Raw genomic sequence first — 19,008 nt, forward strand, 5'->3', positions numbered from 1 at the left:
CGCACGACGACGTGGTGGTCACTCCTCGTCGTCGAACTCGCCGAGTTGTTCGTCGGGGAAACTGATGAGGTTCTCCCGCCCAATTCGGAGTTTTTCGATGCGGTCGGCCTCGTCCATCGACGACAGCAGTTGTGACACCTTCGCGTTCGACCAGCCGGTCTCCTTGACGATGTTGGCCTGCTTCATCCGCCCCCCGTTCCGTTCGAGCAGTTGTTCGACCCGCTCCTCGTCGGAGAGGAGTTCGGGGTCGGTCGCCGGCTCGGGTTCGTCCTCACCGGCCGCTACGGGTTCGGTGTCCGTTCCGACGCCCGCTGTTTCGTCGCTCTCGGTGGCCGTCGGCGCCGACGGGTCGTCGGTTGCCGACGGTGTCGCCTCGGTGCCGCCGTCGGTTTCACCGTCCTGACGCTGCCACAGCAGGTACAGTCCCAGCAGCAACGCGGCGGCGCTCAACACCACGGCGCCGAGGAGCAGCAGCGTCGACAGTTGGGTTCCGCCCGGTCCCGCTGGCGTCCCGGTGTCCGTACTGCCAGGGCCACCGTTTCCGGGCTCGTAGACGATGTCGAAGTACCCCGGGTCGAACGTTTGCGGTCCCTCCCACCGGAGGTCACCGTCCCGCGGGGCGATTGGGGAGGTGCTCGGGCCGCCGTACCCCGGTGGGGATTTCAACACGAGCGTCTGTCCGTCGCTCAGTCCCGGGAGCCACGTCCCGTTGGTGGTGTTGAACGAATCTTGGAGGTACAGCGTCCCACTCGCGTCCTGCCGAGCGAACGATGTCCAGGTGAACGAGAGTCGGAACTCACCGTGTTGGCCGACGACCTCTCCGTCCTCGGTTTCGTTGACGATGACCGCGTTCCGGTCGGTGGAGTCCTGTGGAATCCGCATCTCTCGGTCGGTCGTTGCCGACGTCTCTTCGGCGGCGCGTCGGAAGGTCTCGATGCCGAGGTCGAAGTCGCGTTCGCCGCTCTCAAAGGCGGTGGCGAATGCCTGGAAATCCTCTATGTCTTCCTCGTCTTCCAGCGGAACGACAGCGACGACGTTCCAGCGAGCGTCGCCGTCGTCCTGCAGTTGTGCCTCCAGGCGGGTCTCTTCGGTCGTGTCCGGTTGTGCGACTGCAGGTGTGGCACCGACCACCAGCGCGGTCACGAGGAGGGCACACAGCAAAGCGAGGACCCGGCACCGCATATTAGGGTGGATGCACGCCCACGCGGGAAAACGCTTTCCATCACGAGATAAAACGTCTCCGGGGCGGATGAAGCGTTTCGAGCGCTCTGCGCTCCGTACAGCCGTCGGTGTCGAGTGGGCTGGATTTTTACTCGCCGGCGCCGAGGGCCCGAGTATGAACGGTTCCCGCGCCGTCGTGTTCGCCCTCCTCTGCTGTTTCGCCTTGGTGTCCGGCGTCGCCGTTCACGCCCAAACGGGTGGCGAGTCGACGATGTCGGTCACCGGGGACAACGGCACTGCGGAGTATCTGGCTCCGCCGCCGTCTGCTGTCGACCGAAGCGAGAGTGCAACGGCGACGCTTGACGTTGCGGGTGCAGTCGGCGACAACGCCATCGAACTCCAGACCACCTATCAGCGGGTCAACTTCCAGCGGGCGTATCGGAACGCCGAATCTGACACCGAACGCCGCATGGTCCTTCGGAACGCCGCCACGTGGTATTCGGAGCGGACCGACCGGCTAGAACGCCGACAGCGAACGGCGATACGGCAGTACGGCGACGGCGAAATCGGCTCCCAAGAGCTGTTTCGAACGCTGGCCGCCGTCGACCGGGGCGCCGCCGCGATGGAGTCGAACGTCGGCTGGTTCGAAAACAACGCCGACGACCTCGGGATGAGCGGCGTCCGGACGCAACTGAACACCGACCGCGTTCGGCTGCTCACCCTCCAGAGTCCGCTCGGGGGCGCCCTTGAGTCAGCGTTCGAAGGCAAACGGACACTCACCGTTCACACCGAAGTGAGCGACAACGCGACGGTGCTCGCGACGGTCGAAACCGACACGAACGGGGGGCAGACGTACCTCCGTGAAGCGCATGACCCCTCGGCGCGGTCCATCGGTGTCCCCGACACCTACGACGGTGACCTTTCGCCGGCTCTCGACCGAATCGAGACGCTGTATCCGTGGGTGACCGACAACGGGTCGCCGACGGTCGATTTCCTCGGCCCCGACCGGGCCCGACTCTACCGCTTCGAGTACGACCACCCACACGGAACCCTCCGGACGTATCTCGACGGTGGTTCCGAGGACATCGTCACGGAAATCCAGCGCAACGACCCCGAAGCGGTGCCGACCGACACCGTCGAAACGGTCGACGGAGACCTCCTACTCCGGGTCAACACGACCCGCGCTGGTGGCCCGCTCGGCGTGACGGTACTGAATGAGACGAGCGGTGAACCGGTCGCCGCAGCCATCGGGGTCAATGGCCGAGAGGTGGGCAACACCGACGGCGGACGGGTCTGGACCGTCGGTCCGCGAGGCACCGTGACGGTCAACGCCACCCACGACGGCCGGTCGCTGTCCATCACGACGACCCTCCAGTAGCGAACGTTCTTATCCGAAGCCGAGGCCACGGACGTGTATGTCCGACCGCGCCGCCGCTCCCGTCGTCGGAGTCGTCCTCCTGGTCGCGGTGACCGTCCTCGCGGCGACGGCCGTCGGGACGGCCCTCCCCTCGGAACTCTCCGACCCCGCTCGCACGGCCGCCTTCGACGTGGCGGCCGACGACACCGGTCGAGTGACCGTCACCCATCTCGGTGGTGACGCCGTCGACCCCGCCGAACTTCGAATCCGAATCCTCGTCGACGGCGAACGGCTTTCCGAACAGCCGCCGGTCCCCTTCTTTTCGGCGCGGGGGTTCGAAAGCGGGCCGACGGGACCGTTCAACAGCGCCACGCACGGCCCGTGGCGTGCCGGCCAATCCGCGAGTCTCCGCGTGGCAGGGACGAATTCACCGACGTTGCGTGTCGGTGCGACCGTGGAGGTGCGCCTCTACACCGACGGGACGCAAATCGCCGTCCAGACGGCGACCGTTCAGGCGGCTTCGACTGGGTCGCTGTCGACGGTCGTCTCCTCTTCGGTTTCGGGGGCGTCCTCGTCGTCGTCAGGCACGTAGGCGACGGTCGTAATCGCCCGCGGGGTTCCCGGTGCACGCTGTTGGATGTGGTGTTCGAACTCCTCGAAGCCGGCTTCGGCGAACATCCGGTCGGCCTCCGACTCGTCGTAAAACAGCATGATGGTGTCGGCGAGTTTCTGGAACAGCGTCGAGTTGGGATAGTCCGGGCCGACGACGAGAACCGGCTGGCCGGGCTTGGTGACGCGGCGGGCCTCCCGCAGCGCCGCGACGGGGTCGGGCCAGTACTCGATGGAACCGGACGACCAGTAGGCGTCGAAGCTGTCGTCGGCAAAGGGGAGCCGTTCGGCGTCGCCACGGTGGAACTTCACGTCACCGCGCTTGCCGAACTTCGCGAACGCCTTCTCCAGTTGGTGGGCCGACTGGTCGAGTCCCCACACGTCGTCGGTGTAGCCGAGAAGTCCCTCGGTCGCGAAACCGGTGCCACAACCCACGTCGAGGACGCGGTCTCCCGAATCGAGGTCGAGCCACTCTAAGGCCTCATCGCGCATCTCCTCGTTCCAGATGAACGGGTTGATGGTGTCGTACACCTGCGAGAGGTACTTGTAGAAGAGCCGCGCACGCGATTTGTCTTCGAGGAGTCCCATTGACTGCCTGTTGGGGTGGTTCGGTCATAATTCCCTTGTTTCCAGCCGTCGTCGCCTCCACGCGTTCGAAGACGACCCTGTCGAACCGCGCGAAAAGCCGTTTCGCAACTACCAAATAGGCGCTTTCCGAAGCATCCGATGATATAATCATGGCCAGGCCAGAGGTTCTTGACCGAATCAAGGAGGCCGAGCGGGAGGCTGACGAAATCGTCGCCGACGCGAAGGATGCGCGAGAGGAGCGCATCGCGGAGGCGCGCGAGGAAGCCGACCGTATTCGCGAGCAAGCCCGCGAGGACGCCGCCGACCACAAGGAGGCGGAACTCGCCGAGGCGCGTGAGGAAATCGAGGCCGAACGCGAGGAACTCCTCGCCGAAGGCGAAACCGACCGCGAGGCTCTCGAAGCGCGCGCCGACGAACAGCGCGACGAGGTGGTCGAATACACCGTGGAACTGTTCACGGAGGCGGTGAATGCTCAGACCTAAGCAAATGAGTCGGGTCTCGGTGACGGGATCCAAGCGCGTAATGGACGACGCCGTCGAGGCCGTCCACGACCTGAACCTGTTGCACGTCACCGAGTACGACGGCGGCTGGGAGGGGTTCGAACCCGGCGACCCGGTCGAGGGCGCCGAAGACGCCGCCGAGAAACTCGTCACCGTCCGCTCGCTTGAGAGCATTCTCGACATCACCGAGGAGGATGCCGGTCGGACGCGAATCATCGACGACGACGAACTCGACGAGGAACTCGAGGCGACCCGAACTCGAATCAACGAACTCGACGACCGTCGCTCCGAACTGGAGGACGAACTGCGAGAAATCGACGAGAAAGTCGACGCCGCACGTCCCTTCGCCGAGTTGGGCATCGATCTCGACTTACTCGCCGGCTACGACTCACTGACGGCCACCGTCGGCGAGGGCGACACCGAGACCATCCGTCGGACGCTCCTTGACGCCGACGAGGTCAACGGCTTCGAGATATTCGAGGAAGGCGGCTACGTCGCCGTCTTCGTCTACCCTGATGTCGACATCGAGGACGTGCTGGTCGGCGCGGCGTTCACCCGATACGAGGTGCCGGAGTTGGGTGACGGCGACGAGGCGACGAGTCCCGAGAAGTACATCGAGGACCTCGAACACCGCCGACAGAAGGTCGAGTCGAAGCTCGAAACTGTCGGGAACGAACTCGAAGACGCCAAACACGAGGTTGCCGGCTTCCTGTTGGCCGCCGAGGAGAAACTCTCAATCGAGGTCCAAAAGCGGGAGGCACCGCTGACCTTCGCGACGACGGAGAACGCCTTCGTCGCCGAGGGGTGGATTCCGAGCGACCGATACGCCGACCTCGCCGAGACGCTGCAGTCGGCCGTCGGCGACCACGTCGATGTCGAGGAGCTCGAACAGGCGGAGTACGGCGACGACGGTCACGCCCACGAACGCGAGAGCGTCGGTGGCTCCGGCTCTGCCGGCTCCGAAAGCGGCGAGACGGTCGCGGCCGACGGCGGCACCGCAATGAGCGGTGGCGACCCGCCGGTCGTCCAGGACAACAACGGGGCGGTGAAACCGTTCGAGGCGCTCATCGAGGTCATCAACCGGCCGAAATACTCCGAACTCGACCCGACGTTCATCCTGTTCCTGACGTTCCCGCTGTTCTTCGGGTTCATGATCGGTGATCTCGGCTACGGGTTGCTGTACGCCGGGATGGGTTACCTGCTGATGAGTCGGTTCGAATCCGATACGATTCGCTCGCTGGGTGGCGTCGGTATCTACGCGGGTGTGTTCACGGCTATCTTCGGTATCCTGTACGGGGAGTTCTTCGGACTCCACCAGCTCGGTGGCATCATCTGGGACGGCCACCCGCCGATTCACAAGGGGCTCCAGCCGCACTACATCTACTACGCTTACGCGTGGCTGCTGGCCAGCGTCATCGCCGGCGTGTTCCACCTCGTGGTGGGCCGCGTGTTCGACTTCGTTAACAACCTCGAACACGGCTTCGGCGAGGCGTTCATGGAGAGTGGGTCGTGGATTATCCTCACCCTCGGCGTCTGGTGGTGGGTGTTCACCACGTCCGCGCTCGGTCCGAAACCGAACTTCATGTTCAGCGTCTTTGCCGCCGAAGGGATGACCAATCCCGCGACGGGCGAGGTCATAAGCGAGGGCGTCGCCTTGCCGCTCGGATTCAACGGCTTTGCGCCGGTCGAACTCGTGACGCTGCCGGTCGTCGGGACGCTGACGCTGCAGGTCCTCGCCATCCTCGTCGGACTGGCGATGGTGTTGAAAGTCGAGGGCGGTATCGGCCTCGTCGAGTCGATTACTCAGGCGTTCGGGCACGTCGTCTCCTATACGCGTATCGCCGCGGTCCTTCTGGCGAAGGCCGGCATGGCGCTTGCGGTGAACCTGCTCGTCTTCGGTGCGTACCTCCACGACGGTGAGTTCCACCTCATCTTCTTCGCCGAGGCGGCCGAGGTCGCGGAGGCGGAAGCCGCAGGGGAGGTCATCTTCGGTGGACTCCTCAACGCGGAGGGCGGCGCGATGCTCGTCCTCGGCATCATCTTCGGCATCGTCGTGCTCGTCCTCGGACACCTGCTCGTGTTGATTCTGGGCATCACGTCCGCGGGCCTGCAGGCGGTCCGTCTCGAGTACGTCGAGTTCTTCGGGAAGTTCTACGAGGGCGGCGGCAAGAAGTACACGCCGTTCGGCTACGACCGGACCTACACGACCGAGGACTGACGCCTCGGTTGCCGCTGCTGTCGCTGTGTTGAGACATCGCATAGCGTTCAGATTGTGTACCGTTCTCACACGTGAGTGTGGGACCGTCTCCGTGTCGTTTGGGAAGTTTTATGAACTCAGTACGAACATATCCGTCTGTTCGGATAGCAGTCAATCCACCCGACGGAAAATCAAACCATGTTTGAACTTGCTACGGTCTTGGGCAGTGTTGCACCGGTTCTTCAGAGTGGAGCAGAAGCAGGCGGTCCCGCACTTGACGCGACAGGGGCAGCGGCGCTTGCAGTAGGCCTCGCAGCGCTCGGTGCCGGTATCGCCGAGCGAGGTATCGGCGCGGCGGCGATGGGCGCCATCGCGGAGAACGAGGACCTGTTCGGTCGCGGGCTCATCCTGACGGTGCTGCCCGAGACGCTCGTCATTCTGGCGCTGGTCGTCGTGTTCCTCACGCTGTAAACCGCACCCGATTTTTAAACCAATGAGCCTTGATACGGTCGTAGAGGACATCCGAGACGAAGCCCGCGCGCGTGCGGAGGACATCCGTTCGGAGGGCGAAGAGCGTGCCGAGGAGATAGTCTCCGAGGCAGAGCGCGACGCCGAGGAAATCCGAGAGGAGGCCGAACGCGACGTCAAACGCACTATCGAACAGGAGCGCGAGCAGAAGCTCTCTAGTGCGAAACTCGAGGCCAAACAGAAGCGCCTTGAGGCTCGCCGCGAGGTTCTCGAGGAGGTCCGCGACGACGTAGAAGCACAGATCGCCGCCATCGATGGTGACGAACGCGAAGAACTGACGCGAGCGTTGCTGGACGCCGCGGCCGAGGAGTTCGAGGACGCCGACACCGTCGTCGTTCACGGCCGAGCGGACGACGAGGAACTGCTCGAGACAGTCGTCGAAGACTACGACGGCTTCGACGTGGGCGAACCGACCGACTGTCTCGGCGGTGTCGTCGTCGACGCCGAGGAGTCCCGCGTTCGTGTGAACAACACGTTCGACTCCGTCCTCGAAGAAGTCTGGGACGACAACCTGCGTGACATCAGCGCACGGCTCTTCGAAGAATGAGCGTCAAAACCGAAGGGAGTTCGAACTACGAATACGTCACGGCACGAGTGCGCGCTCGCCGGGCGAAACTGTTCGGCGACGACGACTACCGGAAACTGGTCCGGATGGGCCCCGGCGAGATAGCCCGCTTCATGGAGGAGACGGAGTACGAAACCGAGATGAACGCCTTGGGTGCACGACACTCGGGCGTCGACTTGGTCGAGTACGCGCTGAACCGGAACCTCGCGAAGCACTTCGAGGACCTGCTGCGGTGGTCCGAGGGGAGTCTGTACGGCTACATCGCCCGCTACCTCCGGAAGTTCGACGCGTGGAACGTGAAGACGGTCATCCGGGGCATCTACACGGAGTCCGACCGGAGCGACATCGAGGACGACCTCATTCGCACCGGCGAGTTCTCCGAGCGTCTGCTCGACCGTCTCGTCGACGCATCGAGCATCGAGGAGGCCATCGAACTGTTGGACACCACCATCTTCGGCGGGCCGCTCGAAGATGCCTACAGCGACTTCGAGCGCGACGGCGTGTTGGTGCCGCTGGAGAACGCGGTCGACCGCGCCTTCTACGGACACCTGCTCGACGACTTGCCGAGCGCCGAACCGGACTCGCCGACGGCGCTGGTTCGTGAGTTCCTCGAAGCGGAAATCGACTTCCGGAACCTCCGGAACGGCCTGCGTATCGCACGTAGTGGTGCCGACATCGACCCCGCCGCGTACTTCATCGACGGCGGTCGACTGTTCGACCCCGAGGAACTCCGACAGTTGGCGAGCAACGACGAGGAGCTCGTCGCCCGCATCCGGGAGGGTCCCTACGGGGACGACCTCGATGTGGCACTCGAGGAACTGGAGGACGCCGACAGTCTCATCCAGTTCGAACACGCCCTCGACGCGGCGCTGTTGGAGTACTCCGGGAAGCTCTCGAATCGCTACCCGCTGTCGGTGTGCCCGGTGCTCTCGTACATCCTCGCAAAGGAGCGCGAGGTCGAGAACATCCGTGCCGTCGCCCGAGGGCGGGAGGCTGGTCTCTCCGTCGAGGAAATCGAGGAGGAACTGGTGATACAATGAGTCAGGAAATCGCCGTCGTCGGCAGTCCGGACTTCACGACGGGGTTCCGACTGGCCGGCGTTCGTCGCTTCGAGAGCATCACCGACGACGAGAAAGACGAGCGCCTTGACGACGCCGTCGAGGAGGTACTCGACGACGAAGGCGTCGGCATCGTCGTGATGCACGACGACGACGTTGCGGACCTCTCACGTACAGTTCGACAGCGAGTCGAAACGAGTGTCGAACCGGTCGTGGTCACCCTGGGTGGCGGCACCGGTTCGGGCAATCTGCGCGAGCAGATCAAACGCGCCATCGGCATCGACCTGATGGAAGAATAATATGAGCCAAGCTACTGCAACTGAAACCACGAGTGAGGGCGTCATCGAGAGCGTCAGCGGTCCGGTCGTGACCGCTGTCGACCTCGACGCCCGCATGAACGACGTCGTCTACGTCGGCGAAGAGGGCCTGATGGGCGAGGTCATCGAAATCGAGGGGAACCTCACCACCATCCAGGTGTACGAGGAGACCTCCGACGTCGCCCCCGGCGAACCGGTCGCCAACACGGGCGAACCGCTGTCCGTCGACCTCGGACCCGGCATGATGGACAGTATTTACGACGGTGTCCAGCGTCCGCTGGACGTCCTCGAAGAGCAGATGGGGGCGTTCCTCGACCGCGGCGTCGACGCACCCGGCATCGACCTCGAGAAGACCTGGGAGTTCACTCCCGAGGTCGAGGAGGGTGACGAGGTATCCTCCGGCGACGTCGTCGGCATCGTTCCCGAAACCGAGAGCATCGACCACAAGGTGCTCGTCCCGCCGGACTACGAGGGTGGCGAAGTGACGTCCATCGAGTCGGGTAACTTCACCGTCGACGAGACGGTCGCCGAACTCGACAACGGCGAGGAGATTCAGATGCGACAGGAGTGGCCGGTCCGAGAGCCGCGCCCCACCGTCGAAAAGGAGACGCCGACGACCCCCCTCGTCTCGGGTCAGCGCGTCCTTGACGGCCTGTTCCCCATCGCGAAAGGTGGGACGGCCGCCATTCCGGGTCCGTTCGGGTCCGGGAAGACGGTCACCCAGCACCAACTCGCCAAGTGGGCCGATGCGGACATCGTCGTCTACGTCGGCTGTGGCGAGCGTGGCAACGAGATGACGGAAGTCATCGAGGACTTCCCGGAACTGGAAGACCCCAAGACCGGCAAGCCGCTCATGTCCCGGACGTGTCTCATTGCGAACACGTCCAACATGCCCGTCGCGGCGCGTGAGTCCTGTGTGTACACGGGCATCACCATCGCCGAGTACTACCGCGACATGGGCTACGACGTGGCGCTGATGGCCGACTCCACCTCGCGGTGGGCCGAGGCCATGCGTGAAATCTCCTCGCGGCTGGAGGAGATGCCCGGTGAGGAGGGCTACCCCGCTTATCTCGCCGCGCGCCTCTCGGAGTTCTACGAGCGGGCCGGCAAGTTCCAGAACATCAACGGCAGCGAGGGCTCGATTTCGGTTATTGGGGCCGTCTCGCCGCCGGGCGGTGACTTCTCGGAGCCGGTCACCCAGAACACCCTGCGTATCGTGAAGTGCTTCTGGGCGCTGGACGCCGACCTCGCGGAACGTCGGCACTTCCCGTCTATCAACTGGAACGAGTCGTACTCGCTGTACAAAGAACAGCTCGACCCGTGGTGGCGGGAGAACGTCCACGAGGAGTTCCCCGAAGTGCGACAGTGGGCCGTCGACGTCCTCGACGAGGAGGCCGAACTGCAGGAAATCGTCCAACTCGTCGGGAAGGACGCCCTGCCGGAAGACCAACAGCTCACGCTTGAGGTCGCCCGCTACATCCGAGAGGGGTGGCTCCAGCAGAACGCCTTCCACGACGTGGACACCTACTGTGAGCCCGAGAAGACCTACCTCATGCTGACGGCGATTCAGCACTTCAACGACGAGGCCTTCGACGCGCTCGAAGCCGGCGTCCCCGTCGAGGAAATCATCGACGTCGACGCCGTGCCGAAGTTGAACCGCATGAACACCCAAGAGGACTTCGAAGCCTACATCAGCGAGCTGAAAGACGACCTCAGCGACCAGCTTCGGGAGAAGTACTGACAATGCAGAAGGAATACAAAACTATCACGGAGATTAGCGGCCCGCTGGTGTTCGCCGAAATCGACGAGCCCGTCGGCTACGACGAAATCGTCGAAATCGAGACGCCGAGCGGCGAGACGCGACGCGGACAGGTCCTCGAGACCACGTCCGAATACGTCGCGATTCAGGTGTTCGAGGGTACCTCGGGCATCGACCGCAACTCGTCGGTTCGGTTCCTCGGCGAGACCCTGCAGATGCCGCTGACCGAGGAGTTGCTCGGTCGCGTGCTGTCGGGGTCCGGCGAACCCATCGACGGCGGTCCGGAAATCGAACCCGACGAGGAACGACCAATCGTCGGTGCTGCGATTAACCCGACTGCTCGGGAGTATCCCGAGGAGTTCATTCAGACGGGTGTCTCTGCCGTCGACGGCATGAACACGCTGGTCCGCGGTCAGAAACTCCCCATCTTCTCTGGGTCGGGCCTGCCGCACAACGACCTCGCACTCCAGATTGCCCGACAGGCGACCGTCCCCGAAGAGGAAGACGGTGGCGACGACGAGGGCTCGGAGTTCGCAGTCATCTTCGGTGCGATGGGCATCACCGCCGAGGAGGCAAACGAGTTCATGGACGACTTCGAGCGCACCGGCGCGCTGGAGCGGTCGGTCGTCTTCATGAACCTCGCGGACGACCCCGCAGTCGAGCGGACGGTCACGCCGCGACTGGCGCTGACGACCGCCGAGTACCTCGCCTTCGACAAGGGGTATCACGTGCTCGTCATCCTGACGGACATGACCAACTACTGTGAGGCGCTGCGAGAAATCGGCGCCGCACGTGAGGAGGTCCCGGGCCGCCGTGGCTACCCCGGATACATGTACACGGACCTGGCCCAACTCTACGAGCGGGCCGGCCGCATCGAGGGGCGGGAGGGTTCGGTCACCCAGATTCCCATCCTCACGATGCCGGGCGACGACGACACTCACCCGATTCCGGACCTCACCGGGTACATCACCGAGGGCCAGATTTACATCGATCGTGACCTGAACAGTCAGGGTATCGAGCCGCCGGTGAACGTCTTGCCCAGCCTCTCGCGGCTGATGGACGACGGTATCGGCGAGGGCCTCACCCGCGAGGACCACGCCGACGTCTCCGACCAGCTGTATGCCGCTTACGCGGAGGGTGAGGACCTCCGTGACCTCGTGAACATCGTCGGTCGCGAGGCACTCAGCGAGCGTGACAACAAGTACCTCGACTTCGCGGACGCCTTCGAGACGGAGTTCGTCCAGCAGGGGTACGACACGAACCGCGACATCGACGAGACGCTCGACCTCGGCTGGGAACTCCTCAGCGAACTGCCGAAAGAGGAGCTCAACCGTATCGACGAGGAACTCATCGAGAAGTACTACGTCGAGACGGAAGCGGCCCAGACAGCCGACTGATTCGGTCAGTCAACGACTTCTTTACAGGGTGGGTTGAAGGATTGGTATGTCGGATAGCCGCCTCCAGCGGGTGCCGGATGACGCCTCGACGGTTCTCGTTCGGTCACCCTCCATAGAGGGGGTCACGTCCGCCTGCACCGGCCTGTCGGGGCGGTCCGAGCGCGTTCTGCTCGTCGGGTATGCGGGTTCGAACGTCGAGGGGCTTCGAACGCGGTTGGCTGAACGTGACGCCGACCCGCCGCCGGTCCGGGAACTCGATGTCGGAACTGACGTCGAACCGGGCGATTTGACGGGGTTGGGAATCGCCATCGCCGAATCGTTGGGGCCGGACACTGCGGTGTGTTTCGACTCGCTGACGGCGATGTTGCAGTACGCCGACCGCGAGCGGTCGTTTCAGTTCCTTCACGCCCTCGGCGAGCGGTGTGCGTCCGCGGGCGCGACGGCGCATTACCATCTCGACCCCGAGGCGACCGACGAGACGACCGTGGCGGCGCTGTCGACGCTCGTGGACGCGGTCGTCGACACCGGGGCGGGAACGGTCTCGGTTCGGCCCGAACTAACTGAAAAAGATTAACCCGGTCGGGACACAAGCCCTCGACAAGAATGGCCAAGGACGTCAAACCGACGCGGAAGAACCTCATGGCTATCGAGGACCGCATCGAACTCTCCGAGCGGGGCCACGACACCCTCGAGAAGAAGCGAGACGGCCTCATCATGGAGTTCATGGACATCCTCGACCAGGCACAGGACGTCCGGTCGGACCTCGACGACAACTACGAGCGCGCCCAGCGGAACATCAACATGGCGCGGGCGATGGAGGGCGACGTGGCGGTTCGCGGCGCCGCCGCGGCGCTGAAGGAACACCCCGAAATCACTTCTCAGTCGAAGAACATCATGGGCGTCGTCGTCCCGCAAATCGAGTCGACGAAAGTGAAAAAGAGCCTCGACCAGCGTGGCTACGGACTCGTCGGTACGTCGGCGCGTATCGACGAGGCTGCCGACGCCTACGAGGAACTGCTGGAGACGATTATCCTCGCCGCCGAGGTCGAGACGGCGATGAAGAAGATGCTCGACGAAATCGAGAAGACCAAGCGTCGTGTCAACGCCCTCGAGTTCAAACTCCTCCCGGAACTGCACGGCGCCCAGGAGTACATCGAGCAGAAACTCGAAGAGCAGGAGCGCGAGGAAATCTTCCGGATGAAGAAAATCAAGGCGAAAAAGGAAGAGAGCGAAGCCGAAGAGGCCGCCGAAGCGGCTGAAGCCGAGACCGAACCGGTCACCGCAGACGACTGACGCAGTTGCTTTCGTCTCTGTTTTCAGCGTGGTAGCCACGCCGACGGTCGGCGGCAGATTCATTGACCCCCTCTTCGAAGCCCGTTTCAGATGACACGTTCGAGGCTCGCGACGGACGCCCCACGAGTGACGAACCAGGCGGGAACGACCGGGGGGCTCGGCGGTATCGATGACTGAACGGGAACCGATTTCGGGCGCGGACAACGCCTGGCGGCGCATCGGGTCGGTGACCAACCTGACGACGATAACTGGCGTGTTGTGGTTCGACGACGCCATCACCTACGAGGAACTGTGTGACCGCCTCGAGGAGCGACTGCTTCGTTTCGACCGGTTCACCCAACGTATCGCCGGCACCGACCGCCCGATGCGGCGGCCCTACTGGGAAACACTCGAGGACTTCGACATCGAGACGCACATCACTCACGTCGCGCTCCCGGAGCCACAGGACAAGGCGGCGTTTCAGCGCTTCGTCAGTGGACTGATGAGCCATCCTCTCGAGGAGTCTCGACCGCTGTGGGAGGCGTATCTCATCGACGGGGCCGGTGGCGATGACGGCAACGCCGTCGCGTTCCGAATCAATCACAGCATCGGCGACGGGTTCGCGCTGATGTACGTGCTGTTCGGGCTGGTCGACGACCCTGATTCGGTCGAGATGCCGATGGGTATCATGCCCGACCCGCCGAGTGCGGACGCTTTCTCCGAGGAATCCGACGACGCAGTCCCGAACGACTCGACAGGGGACGCGTCTGCTGGGTCGAAAGAACGGGGAGAGAAGGAAGGCGACGAGGACGGTTCGGGGCTCTCACTCGGTCCCGACGGCCCTCTCCAGGCGGCCCAACTCGCGGGGAAAGCCGTCAAGACTGGGTGGAACCTCCTGACACAGGACGACGAGGCTGAGACGTCACTTCGCGGTGACATCGGGACGGCCAAGCGGGCGGGATGGACCGAGGAAATCGACCTCGAAACGGTCCGTGCCATCGGCCGGGCCAACGACGCGACCATCAACGACGTGCTGTTGGCCGCACTCGCCGGGGCGTTCCGACGACTCTTGCAGGAACGCGGTGAGGGGGTCGACGGGCTCGAACTCCGGACGACGGTGCCGGTCAACCTCAAGCCGTTGGACGAGCGGGACGCCTCGCTGGGGAACTACTTCGGACTCGCCTTCGTTCCGATTCCGGTCGGCACCGCGGACTTGAACGAGCGGATTCGCATCATCCACGAGCGAATGGACGCCCAGAAGGCGGGTCTGGAGGCGCTCATGATGTACCTGACGCTGTCTCTCGGCGGGCACTCGCCGGACCCCGTGTTGGACTGGCTGATGAAGCAGTTTGAAAACCGCGCGACGGGCGTGGTGACGAACGTCCCCGGACCGGTCGACACCGTCGAGTTCGCCGGCAAGGAAGTGACTGACGTGATGTTCTGGGTCCCACAGGCCAACGACCAGGGCATCGGTATCAGTATCTTCAGCTACGATGGCGGCGTCCGCGTCGGCATCGCGGCCGACGAGAACCTCCTCCCGGAGCCGTCGAAACTCGGGGACGCTTTCGAGCGGGAAATCGAGTCGCTCGTCGCCGATATCGAGTAAACCGGCACACACTACTGTGCTTTTCCCCTACGTCGGGTATGGAGTGTCCTGCATGCCGAGCGCGGATGGTGACGTTTCCCGTCCCGTTGGAGTATCGCGAACACGTTCCGGAGTCTTCGGACTGTGCGGCGCTGTGTCCCGAGTGTCTGACGCTCGTGGCGGCAAACAGCGCCAGTGACGACCCGCGGTTCGACCGCATCTCCAGTGCCTTTCCCGACAACGAGGCGGCGGTTCCACTGGCGCTGGCGGTCGGATTGCTCGACTCGCTTGCGCTCCACCGGACGGCGCTACAGGAGTTGCTTCCCGCGGTCGAAGCCGCAGGCGTCGACCCGCTTCTCGTTCTCGACCGACTGGACGCACAGGGCGGCGTCCAACCGGAGTTCGACCTCAGCAGGCGCCGGCATCAACTCCAGCAACTGCTGGATTGAGGAAAATAGTTAAATATTTGTTTTCGCCTCCTGGGAGGGTACGTCACGCGATGACGTAATGAACTCGAACGGCTAATCTTCGATGGGGTGGGGTGCACCCTCTCTTCGGGGTGGGGGGAATCCACCGACGCGCGAGCGGCCACGGGGGAAGATTCCGCGTCGGTCGAATGTGGGGTCTTAGACGCCCGTCGAATAGCGGAGAATGCCGGCGATACCACCGAACGCCGTGAGCAGTTGTTCGCCTTTCTCGAAGTCGGTGGAGATGAACTTCGCATCCGACCCGCGCTGTTCGGCGAGGTCCATCAGGTGGTCGATGACGTCCTCACGCTCTTGGACCTCGCCCTCGGTTCCGTCCTCGCAGGTGTGACTCGGCGTCCCCGCTTTTCGGTCGACGACCTCGAACTCCTCGCGGCCGCCACATTCGTAGACGACCACGTCCTTCCGGAGGTCCTCGCTGATGAGCAGTCGGTCGACCGCTCCCATCATGAGGTTCTGTCGGGTGGCCTCGAAGCCGTAGGTGGCCTTCTGGCCGTCGTGGAGTTGCTCGAAGAACTCCTCCATCTCGGATTTGTCCTTCATCACCTCGGTTTCGGCCAGCACGTCCTGGGCGGCGTCGACGAGGTCGTACAGCCCGGATTCGTCGGTGTAGGAGACGTCGAACTTCCCCAACACACTGTCCTGCAGTTCGTGGTGCAGGTAGTCGCCGTCGAGGAACTCGTCTTTCGTCGGCGAGGGGCCACCGACTAGGATGCCGTCCATCTCGTGGCGCTTGGGAACGAAGAGGTCGTCGGCCATGCCGGCGACTTCCTGATAGAAGTTGTCGATGGCTTCCAGTCGCAGGCGGGCGAATCGCTGGGCGGACTGGCCACCTTTTCGCTGCTTCCCCGGCACCAGCGAGGAGGCTGACTTGACGGGTTCGACGCGTTTGCCTTTCAGCCACCCGACGTTTGCCTCCCGTCGGTCCAGGACGATGAGGCCGTACAGGCCCTTGTCGCCGAGCATCTCCGCAAGCGGTTCGGTGAGGAAGTGTGAGTCACAGTGATACCGGAACGACTCGATGGGGTCCGGCGGCGATTCGAGCACCTCGGTGACCATATCCGTTTGGCCGCCCCCGGCGTCGACGGCTCCCGAAAAGATGACCATCCCGTTTTCCGGTGGATGGACATCGTAGTACTTCAGGCGGTCCTTGATGCTGGTGAGAGCGTCCTGTACGGCGGTTCGGGTCTGTTTGGACTTGATGTTGGACGCTTCGCTGTGCTCTTGGGTGACGTGGGCGACCACGTCGCTAATTAGCCTGTCTTCGGGGATGTAGATGGAGACGAGTTGGGTTCCGGAACCCGAGTAGTCGTCGAGTTCCTCGATTACCTTCTGAAACTCGTATTTCTGTTTGTCCGAGGGGTCCCCCTCGCTTTCGCTCATTGTGGTTGGTTTGCGCCCCCGGAAATAAAACTCCGTCCTTTGTGAGAGCAGAGAGTAAGGCCTATCAGGCCACTCCGCACACATCCCGCTATGTCACAGAGCGAGGAGAGTTCGGTTCGACTGTCATGGATTGCTATCTTCCTGCTGCTCGCGCTCGGCCTCGGGGCGGCCGCCGTCCTCGCCGTCGGGGGCAGCATCCTGCCGACGGTCGCGCCGCTGGTCTGAGGAGACATCTGCCGTACTGATTGCGGAGTGCGGTATACTCACAATACTGTCGTAGCATACGGCGCACGAAGCGCGCCGTTTTGGTCCGAGAGAGCAGAGCTCTCTCGTCATCACGAAAGACCGCGCTGTGCGCGGTCTTTCGAACGACACCGCCGACGAGCGCCTGCGGCGCGAGTCGGCGGCCTTTTTCATCGAACGTTTTGCGCCTCGGGGTCGCCGAAGCGCAAAACGTTCGGGTTACATCGATTCGGGCGCTTCCACACCCAAGATATCGAGCGCGTTGGCGACGGCGTGTTTCGAGGCGGCGACGAGCGCGAGTCGTGCGGCACGAGTCTCGTCGTCGTCGGCGGTGAGGACGGGACACTCCCGATAGAAGGCGTTGAACCGGTCGGCGAGTTCGCGGGTGTACGTGGCGACTTGATGGGGTTCGAGGTCCGAGGCCGCCGCGTCGACGACGCCGGGGAACCGCGCGAGCGAGCGGATGAGGTCGCGTTCGGCACCGGTGGTGAGATACGACGTGTCGGCGACTGCTTCGAGTTGGTCGGCCTCATCGAGAATGCCACAACAGCGCGCGTGAACGTACTGGACGTAGGGCGCCGACTGGGCTTCGAAGTCCAGGGCGCGCTCCCACTCGAAGGTGATGCCCTTCGTCGGCTGTTTCGAGACGATGTCGTAGCGGACGGCGCCGATACCGACCTGCCGAGCGATGCGTTCGACGTCGGCTTCGTCGAGGTCGTCGTCGCGGAGGCGTTCGTCCATGCGGTCTTCGACCTCCTCGCGTGCGCGGTCGATGGCTTCGTCCAGCAGGTCGTCCAGTTGGACGCCCGTGCCGCGACGGGTCGACATCTTGCCCTCGGGAAGGTTGACGTAGGAGTAGATGACGTTCTTCAGTCGGTCGGTGTCGTTGCCGAGAAGTGACAGCGTCGTCGAGAGCTGTTCGGCCTGCAGTTTGTGGTCCTCGCCCAACACGGTGACTGCGCGGTCGTAGTTGTCGAACTTCCACTCGTGGTGGGCCAAATCGCGGGTCGTGTACAGCGAGGTATCGTCGGCTCGGAGGAAGACGAGGTTCTTCTCGATGTCGTCGAAGGTGAGTTGCCAGGCGTCGTCCTCGTAGACGGCGCCGTCGAGTTCCTTTAGACGGGCGATGACGTCGTCGGTCGAGCCGTCGCGCATGAACTTGGTCTCCTTGACGAACTCGTCGAACTCCGCGGGGAGGCGGGCGAGACATTCCTTCATCCCGCCGAGGACGGTGTCGACGACCTCGCCGACCCGCTCGTAGGTCTCCTCGTCGCCGGCTTCCAGTCCCTGAAGGATGGCCTCGATTTCGGCTTCGGCCTCCTCGACCTCTTCGGGGTCGGCCTCCTCGAGGAAGGCGTTGCCCTTCCGGTAGTAGCGAACCATCCGGTACTCCGCGCGGTCCCGTGCCGGTTCGGGGAGGTCCGACTCGTCGAAGCGTTCGTAGGCCCACGTGAAGACGGCCATCTGTCGGCCGGCGTCGTTGACGTAGTAGTGGCGGTCGACGTCGTAGCCGGCGTAATCGAGGGCGTTCGCGACGGCGTCGCCGATGATGGGGTTGCGCGCGCGCCCGACGTGGACGGGACCGGTCGGGTTCGCGGAGGTGTGTTCGACGACGATGGAGGTGTCGCGGTCGGGGAGTCGGCCGAAGGCGGCGTCCCCGCCGGCCTCCAGCGTGTCGGCGAAGTACGACTCGTCGGGCAGGAAGTTCAGATACGGCCCCTGAACGTCGACGCGGTCGAGGTAGTCGTAGTCGTCGGCGTCGATGGCGTCGGCGAGTTCGGCGGCCACCTTCGGCGGCGGTGCTTCGGCCTGTTCTGCCAGTCGGAAGGCGACGCTGGAGGCGAAGACCGCCTCGACGTCTTCCGGTGGCTCCTCGATACCGAGGTCGTCGGTTGGGTAGTCGTTGGCCGCAAGCGCCGTCTCCAGCGCCGTCGCGACCGACTCCCGGAACGCAAGGAACATACCCGACGGTTGACGAGCGGCCGATAAAGGGGTTTCCGAACG

The 19,008-nt window shown here is 63.8% G+C and carries 19 protein-coding genes; 15 read left to right on the forward strand and 4 right to left on the reverse strand.

Features of this window, described 5'->3' with window-relative positions:
• Positions 1-18: 18 nt before the first annotated feature.
• Positions 19-1,182, reverse strand: coding sequence for a helix-turn-helix transcriptional regulator (locus NMP98_RS16135; protein ID WP_254858883.1), 1,164 nt, complete (start codon positions 1,180-1,182; stop codon positions 19-21).
• Positions 1,183-1,336: 154 nt separating this feature from the next.
• On the opposite strand from NMP98_RS16135, the gene NMP98_RS16140 reads away from it, so the two are divergent.
• Together NMP98_RS16140 and NMP98_RS16145 are read left to right on the forward strand one after the other, a co-directional pair.
• Entirely contained in the window at positions 1,337-2,539 is a 1,203-nt protein-coding gene (locus NMP98_RS16140) for a DUF7096 domain-containing protein (protein WP_254858884.1), read from the forward strand.
• Positions 2,540-2,576: 37 nt separating this feature from the next.
• On the forward strand, positions 2,577-3,110 hold the full coding sequence (locus tag NMP98_RS16145) for an archaellin/type IV pilin N-terminal domain-containing protein (protein WP_254858885.1): 534 nt from the start codon (positions 2,577-2,579) through the stop codon (positions 3,108-3,110).
• Here NMP98_RS16145 and NMP98_RS16150 read toward each other — a convergent pair.
• Entirely contained in the window at positions 3,029-3,715 is a 687-nt protein-coding gene (locus NMP98_RS16150) for a methyltransferase domain-containing protein (protein WP_254858886.1), read from the reverse strand. The genes NMP98_RS16145 and NMP98_RS16150 overlap by 82 nt on opposite strands.
• Positions 3,716-3,864: 149 nt before the next feature.
• On the opposite strand from NMP98_RS16150, the gene ahaH reads away from it, so the two are divergent.
• From ahaH to NMP98_RS16210, 12 genes are all read left to right on the forward strand, one after another.
• Positions 3,865-4,197: an ATP synthase archaeal subunit H gene (gene ahaH / locus NMP98_RS16155; RefSeq protein WP_254858887.1), complete on the forward strand. Its 333-nt coding sequence runs from the start codon at positions 3,865-3,867 to the stop codon at positions 4,195-4,197.
• Positions 4,184-6,433: a V-type ATP synthase subunit I gene (locus tag NMP98_RS16160; protein WP_254858888.1), complete on the forward strand. Its 2,250-nt coding sequence runs from the start codon at positions 4,184-4,186 to the stop codon at positions 6,431-6,433. The genes ahaH and NMP98_RS16160 overlap by 14 nt, the downstream gene beginning before the upstream one ends.
• 177 nt (positions 6,434-6,610) lie before the next feature.
• Positions 6,611-6,883: an ATP synthase subunit C-like protein gene (locus NMP98_RS16165; RefSeq protein ID WP_156707810.1), complete on the forward strand. Its 273-nt coding sequence runs from the start codon at positions 6,611-6,613 to the stop codon at positions 6,881-6,883.
• A gap of 22 nt (positions 6,884-6,905) precedes the next feature.
• Positions 6,906-7,487: a V-type ATP synthase subunit E gene (locus NMP98_RS16170; RefSeq protein ID WP_254858889.1), complete on the forward strand. Its 582-nt coding sequence runs from the start codon at positions 6,906-6,908 to the stop codon at positions 7,485-7,487.
• A complete protein-coding gene (locus NMP98_RS16175; protein ID WP_254858890.1) occupies positions 7,484-8,545 on the forward strand; it encodes a V-type ATP synthase subunit C in 1,062 nt (353 codons plus the stop codon). Before NMP98_RS16170 ends, NMP98_RS16175 begins: the two co-directional genes overlap by 4 nt.
• On the forward strand, positions 8,542-8,862 hold the full coding sequence (locus NMP98_RS16180; RefSeq protein ID WP_254858891.1) for a V-type ATP synthase subunit F: 321 nt from the start codon (positions 8,542-8,544) through the stop codon (positions 8,860-8,862). Before NMP98_RS16175 ends, NMP98_RS16180 begins: the two co-directional genes overlap by 4 nt.
• A gap of 1 nt (position 8,863) precedes the next feature.
• Positions 8,864-10,621 (forward strand): ATP synthase subunit A, encoded by a 1,758-nt coding sequence (locus tag NMP98_RS16185; RefSeq protein WP_254858892.1) that lies wholly within the window; start codon positions 8,864-8,866, stop codon positions 10,619-10,621.
• A gap of 2 nt (positions 10,622-10,623) precedes the next feature.
• Complete coding sequence (locus tag NMP98_RS16190; protein WP_254858893.1) at positions 10,624-12,036, forward strand: ATP synthase subunit B; 1,413 nt, start codon at positions 10,624-10,626, stop codon at positions 12,034-12,036.
• Between the two features lie 46 nt (positions 12,037-12,082).
• The gene (locus NMP98_RS16195; RefSeq protein WP_254858894.1) at positions 12,083-12,610 is read left to right on the forward strand and encodes a DUF7504 family protein; all 528 of its coding nucleotides are present in this window, start codon (positions 12,083-12,085) and stop codon (positions 12,608-12,610) included.
• A 29-nt stretch (positions 12,611-12,639) separates the two neighbouring features.
• Positions 12,640-13,329: a V-type ATP synthase subunit D gene (locus tag NMP98_RS16200; RefSeq protein WP_254858895.1), complete on the forward strand. Its 690-nt coding sequence runs from the start codon at positions 12,640-12,642 to the stop codon at positions 13,327-13,329.
• Positions 13,330-13,498: 169 nt separating this feature from the next.
• Entirely contained in the window at positions 13,499-14,914 is a 1,416-nt protein-coding gene (locus NMP98_RS16205; protein WP_254858896.1) for a WS/DGAT/MGAT family O-acyltransferase, read from the forward strand.
• A gap of 38 nt (positions 14,915-14,952) precedes the next feature.
• A complete protein-coding gene (locus NMP98_RS16210; protein ID WP_254858897.1) occupies positions 14,953-15,342 on the forward strand; it encodes a DUF6276 family protein in 390 nt (129 codons plus the stop codon).
• A 177-nt stretch (positions 15,343-15,519) separates the two neighbouring features.
• Here the strand turns inward: NMP98_RS16210 and prf1 are convergent, their stop codons facing one another.
• Positions 15,520-16,761, reverse strand: a complete 1,242-nt coding sequence (prf1, locus tag NMP98_RS16215; protein WP_254858898.1) for a peptide chain release factor aRF-1 — start codon at positions 16,759-16,761, stop codon at positions 15,520-15,522.
• A gap of 90 nt (positions 16,762-16,851) precedes the next feature.
• On the opposite strand from prf1, the gene NMP98_RS19480 reads away from it, so the two are divergent.
• Positions 16,852-16,986: a hypothetical protein gene (locus NMP98_RS19480; RefSeq protein ID WP_255453895.1), complete on the forward strand. Its 135-nt coding sequence runs from the start codon at positions 16,852-16,854 to the stop codon at positions 16,984-16,986.
• Positions 16,987-17,223: 237 nt separating this feature from the next.
• Here NMP98_RS19480 and argS read toward each other — a convergent pair whose 3' ends face one another.
• The gene (argS, locus tag NMP98_RS16220; RefSeq protein WP_254858899.1) at positions 17,224-18,966 is read right to left on the reverse strand and encodes an arginine--tRNA ligase; all 1,743 of its coding nucleotides are present in this window, start codon (positions 18,964-18,966) and stop codon (positions 17,224-17,226) included.
• Positions 18,967-19,008 lie beyond the last annotated feature (42 nt).

It is taken from the genome of Natronomonas gomsonensis, assembly GCF_024300825.1.
Taxonomy (GTDB): Archaea; Halobacteriota; Halobacteria; order Halobacteriales; family Haloarculaceae; genus Natronomonas; species Natronomonas gomsonensis.

Coding starts and splice junctions, on each gene's coding strand:
- NMP98_RS16135 (WP_254858883.1), bottom strand. CDS start 1,182: ATGCGGTGCCGGGTCCTCGCTTTGCTGTGTGCCCTCCTCGTGACCGCG.
- NMP98_RS16140 (WP_254858884.1), top strand. CDS start 1,337: ATGAACGGTTCCCGCGCCGTCGTGTTCGCCCTCCTCTGCTGTTTCGCC.
- NMP98_RS16145 (WP_254858885.1), top strand. CDS start 2,577: ATGTCCGACCGCGCCGCCGCTCCCGTCGTCGGAGTCGTCCTCCTGGTC.
- NMP98_RS16150 (WP_254858886.1), bottom strand. CDS start 3,715: ATGGGACTCCTCGAAGACAAATCGCGTGCGCGGCTCTTCTACAAGTAC.
- ahaH (WP_254858887.1), top strand. CDS start 3,865: ATGGCCAGGCCAGAGGTTCTTGACCGAATCAAGGAGGCCGAGCGGGAG.
- NMP98_RS16160 (WP_254858888.1), top strand. CDS start 4,184: ATGCTCAGACCTAAGCAAATGAGTCGGGTCTCGGTGACGGGATCCAAG.
- NMP98_RS16165 (WP_156707810.1), top strand. CDS start 6,611: ATGTTTGAACTTGCTACGGTCTTGGGCAGTGTTGCACCGGTTCTTCAG.
- NMP98_RS16170 (WP_254858889.1), top strand. CDS start 6,906: ATGAGCCTTGATACGGTCGTAGAGGACATCCGAGACGAAGCCCGCGCG.
- NMP98_RS16175 (WP_254858890.1), top strand. CDS start 7,484: ATGAGCGTCAAAACCGAAGGGAGTTCGAACTACGAATACGTCACGGCA.
- NMP98_RS16180 (WP_254858891.1), top strand. CDS start 8,542: ATGAGTCAGGAAATCGCCGTCGTCGGCAGTCCGGACTTCACGACGGGG.
- NMP98_RS16185 (WP_254858892.1), top strand. CDS start 8,864: ATGAGCCAAGCTACTGCAACTGAAACCACGAGTGAGGGCGTCATCGAG.
- NMP98_RS16190 (WP_254858893.1), top strand. CDS start 10,624: ATGCAGAAGGAATACAAAACTATCACGGAGATTAGCGGCCCGCTGGTG.
- NMP98_RS16195 (WP_254858894.1), top strand. CDS start 12,083: ATGTCGGATAGCCGCCTCCAGCGGGTGCCGGATGACGCCTCGACGGTT.
- NMP98_RS16200 (WP_254858895.1), top strand. CDS start 12,640: ATGGCCAAGGACGTCAAACCGACGCGGAAGAACCTCATGGCTATCGAG.
- NMP98_RS16205 (WP_254858896.1), top strand. CDS start 13,499: ATGACTGAACGGGAACCGATTTCGGGCGCGGACAACGCCTGGCGGCGC.
- NMP98_RS16210 (WP_254858897.1), top strand. CDS start 14,953: ATGGAGTGTCCTGCATGCCGAGCGCGGATGGTGACGTTTCCCGTCCCG.
- prf1 (WP_254858898.1), bottom strand. CDS start 16,761: ATGAGCGAAAGCGAGGGGGACCCCTCGGACAAACAGAAATACGAGTTT.
- NMP98_RS19480 (WP_255453895.1), top strand. CDS start 16,852: ATGTCACAGAGCGAGGAGAGTTCGGTTCGACTGTCATGGATTGCTATC.
- argS (WP_254858899.1), bottom strand. CDS start 18,966: ATGTTCCTTGCGTTCCGGGAGTCGGTCGCGACGGCGCTGGAGACGGCG.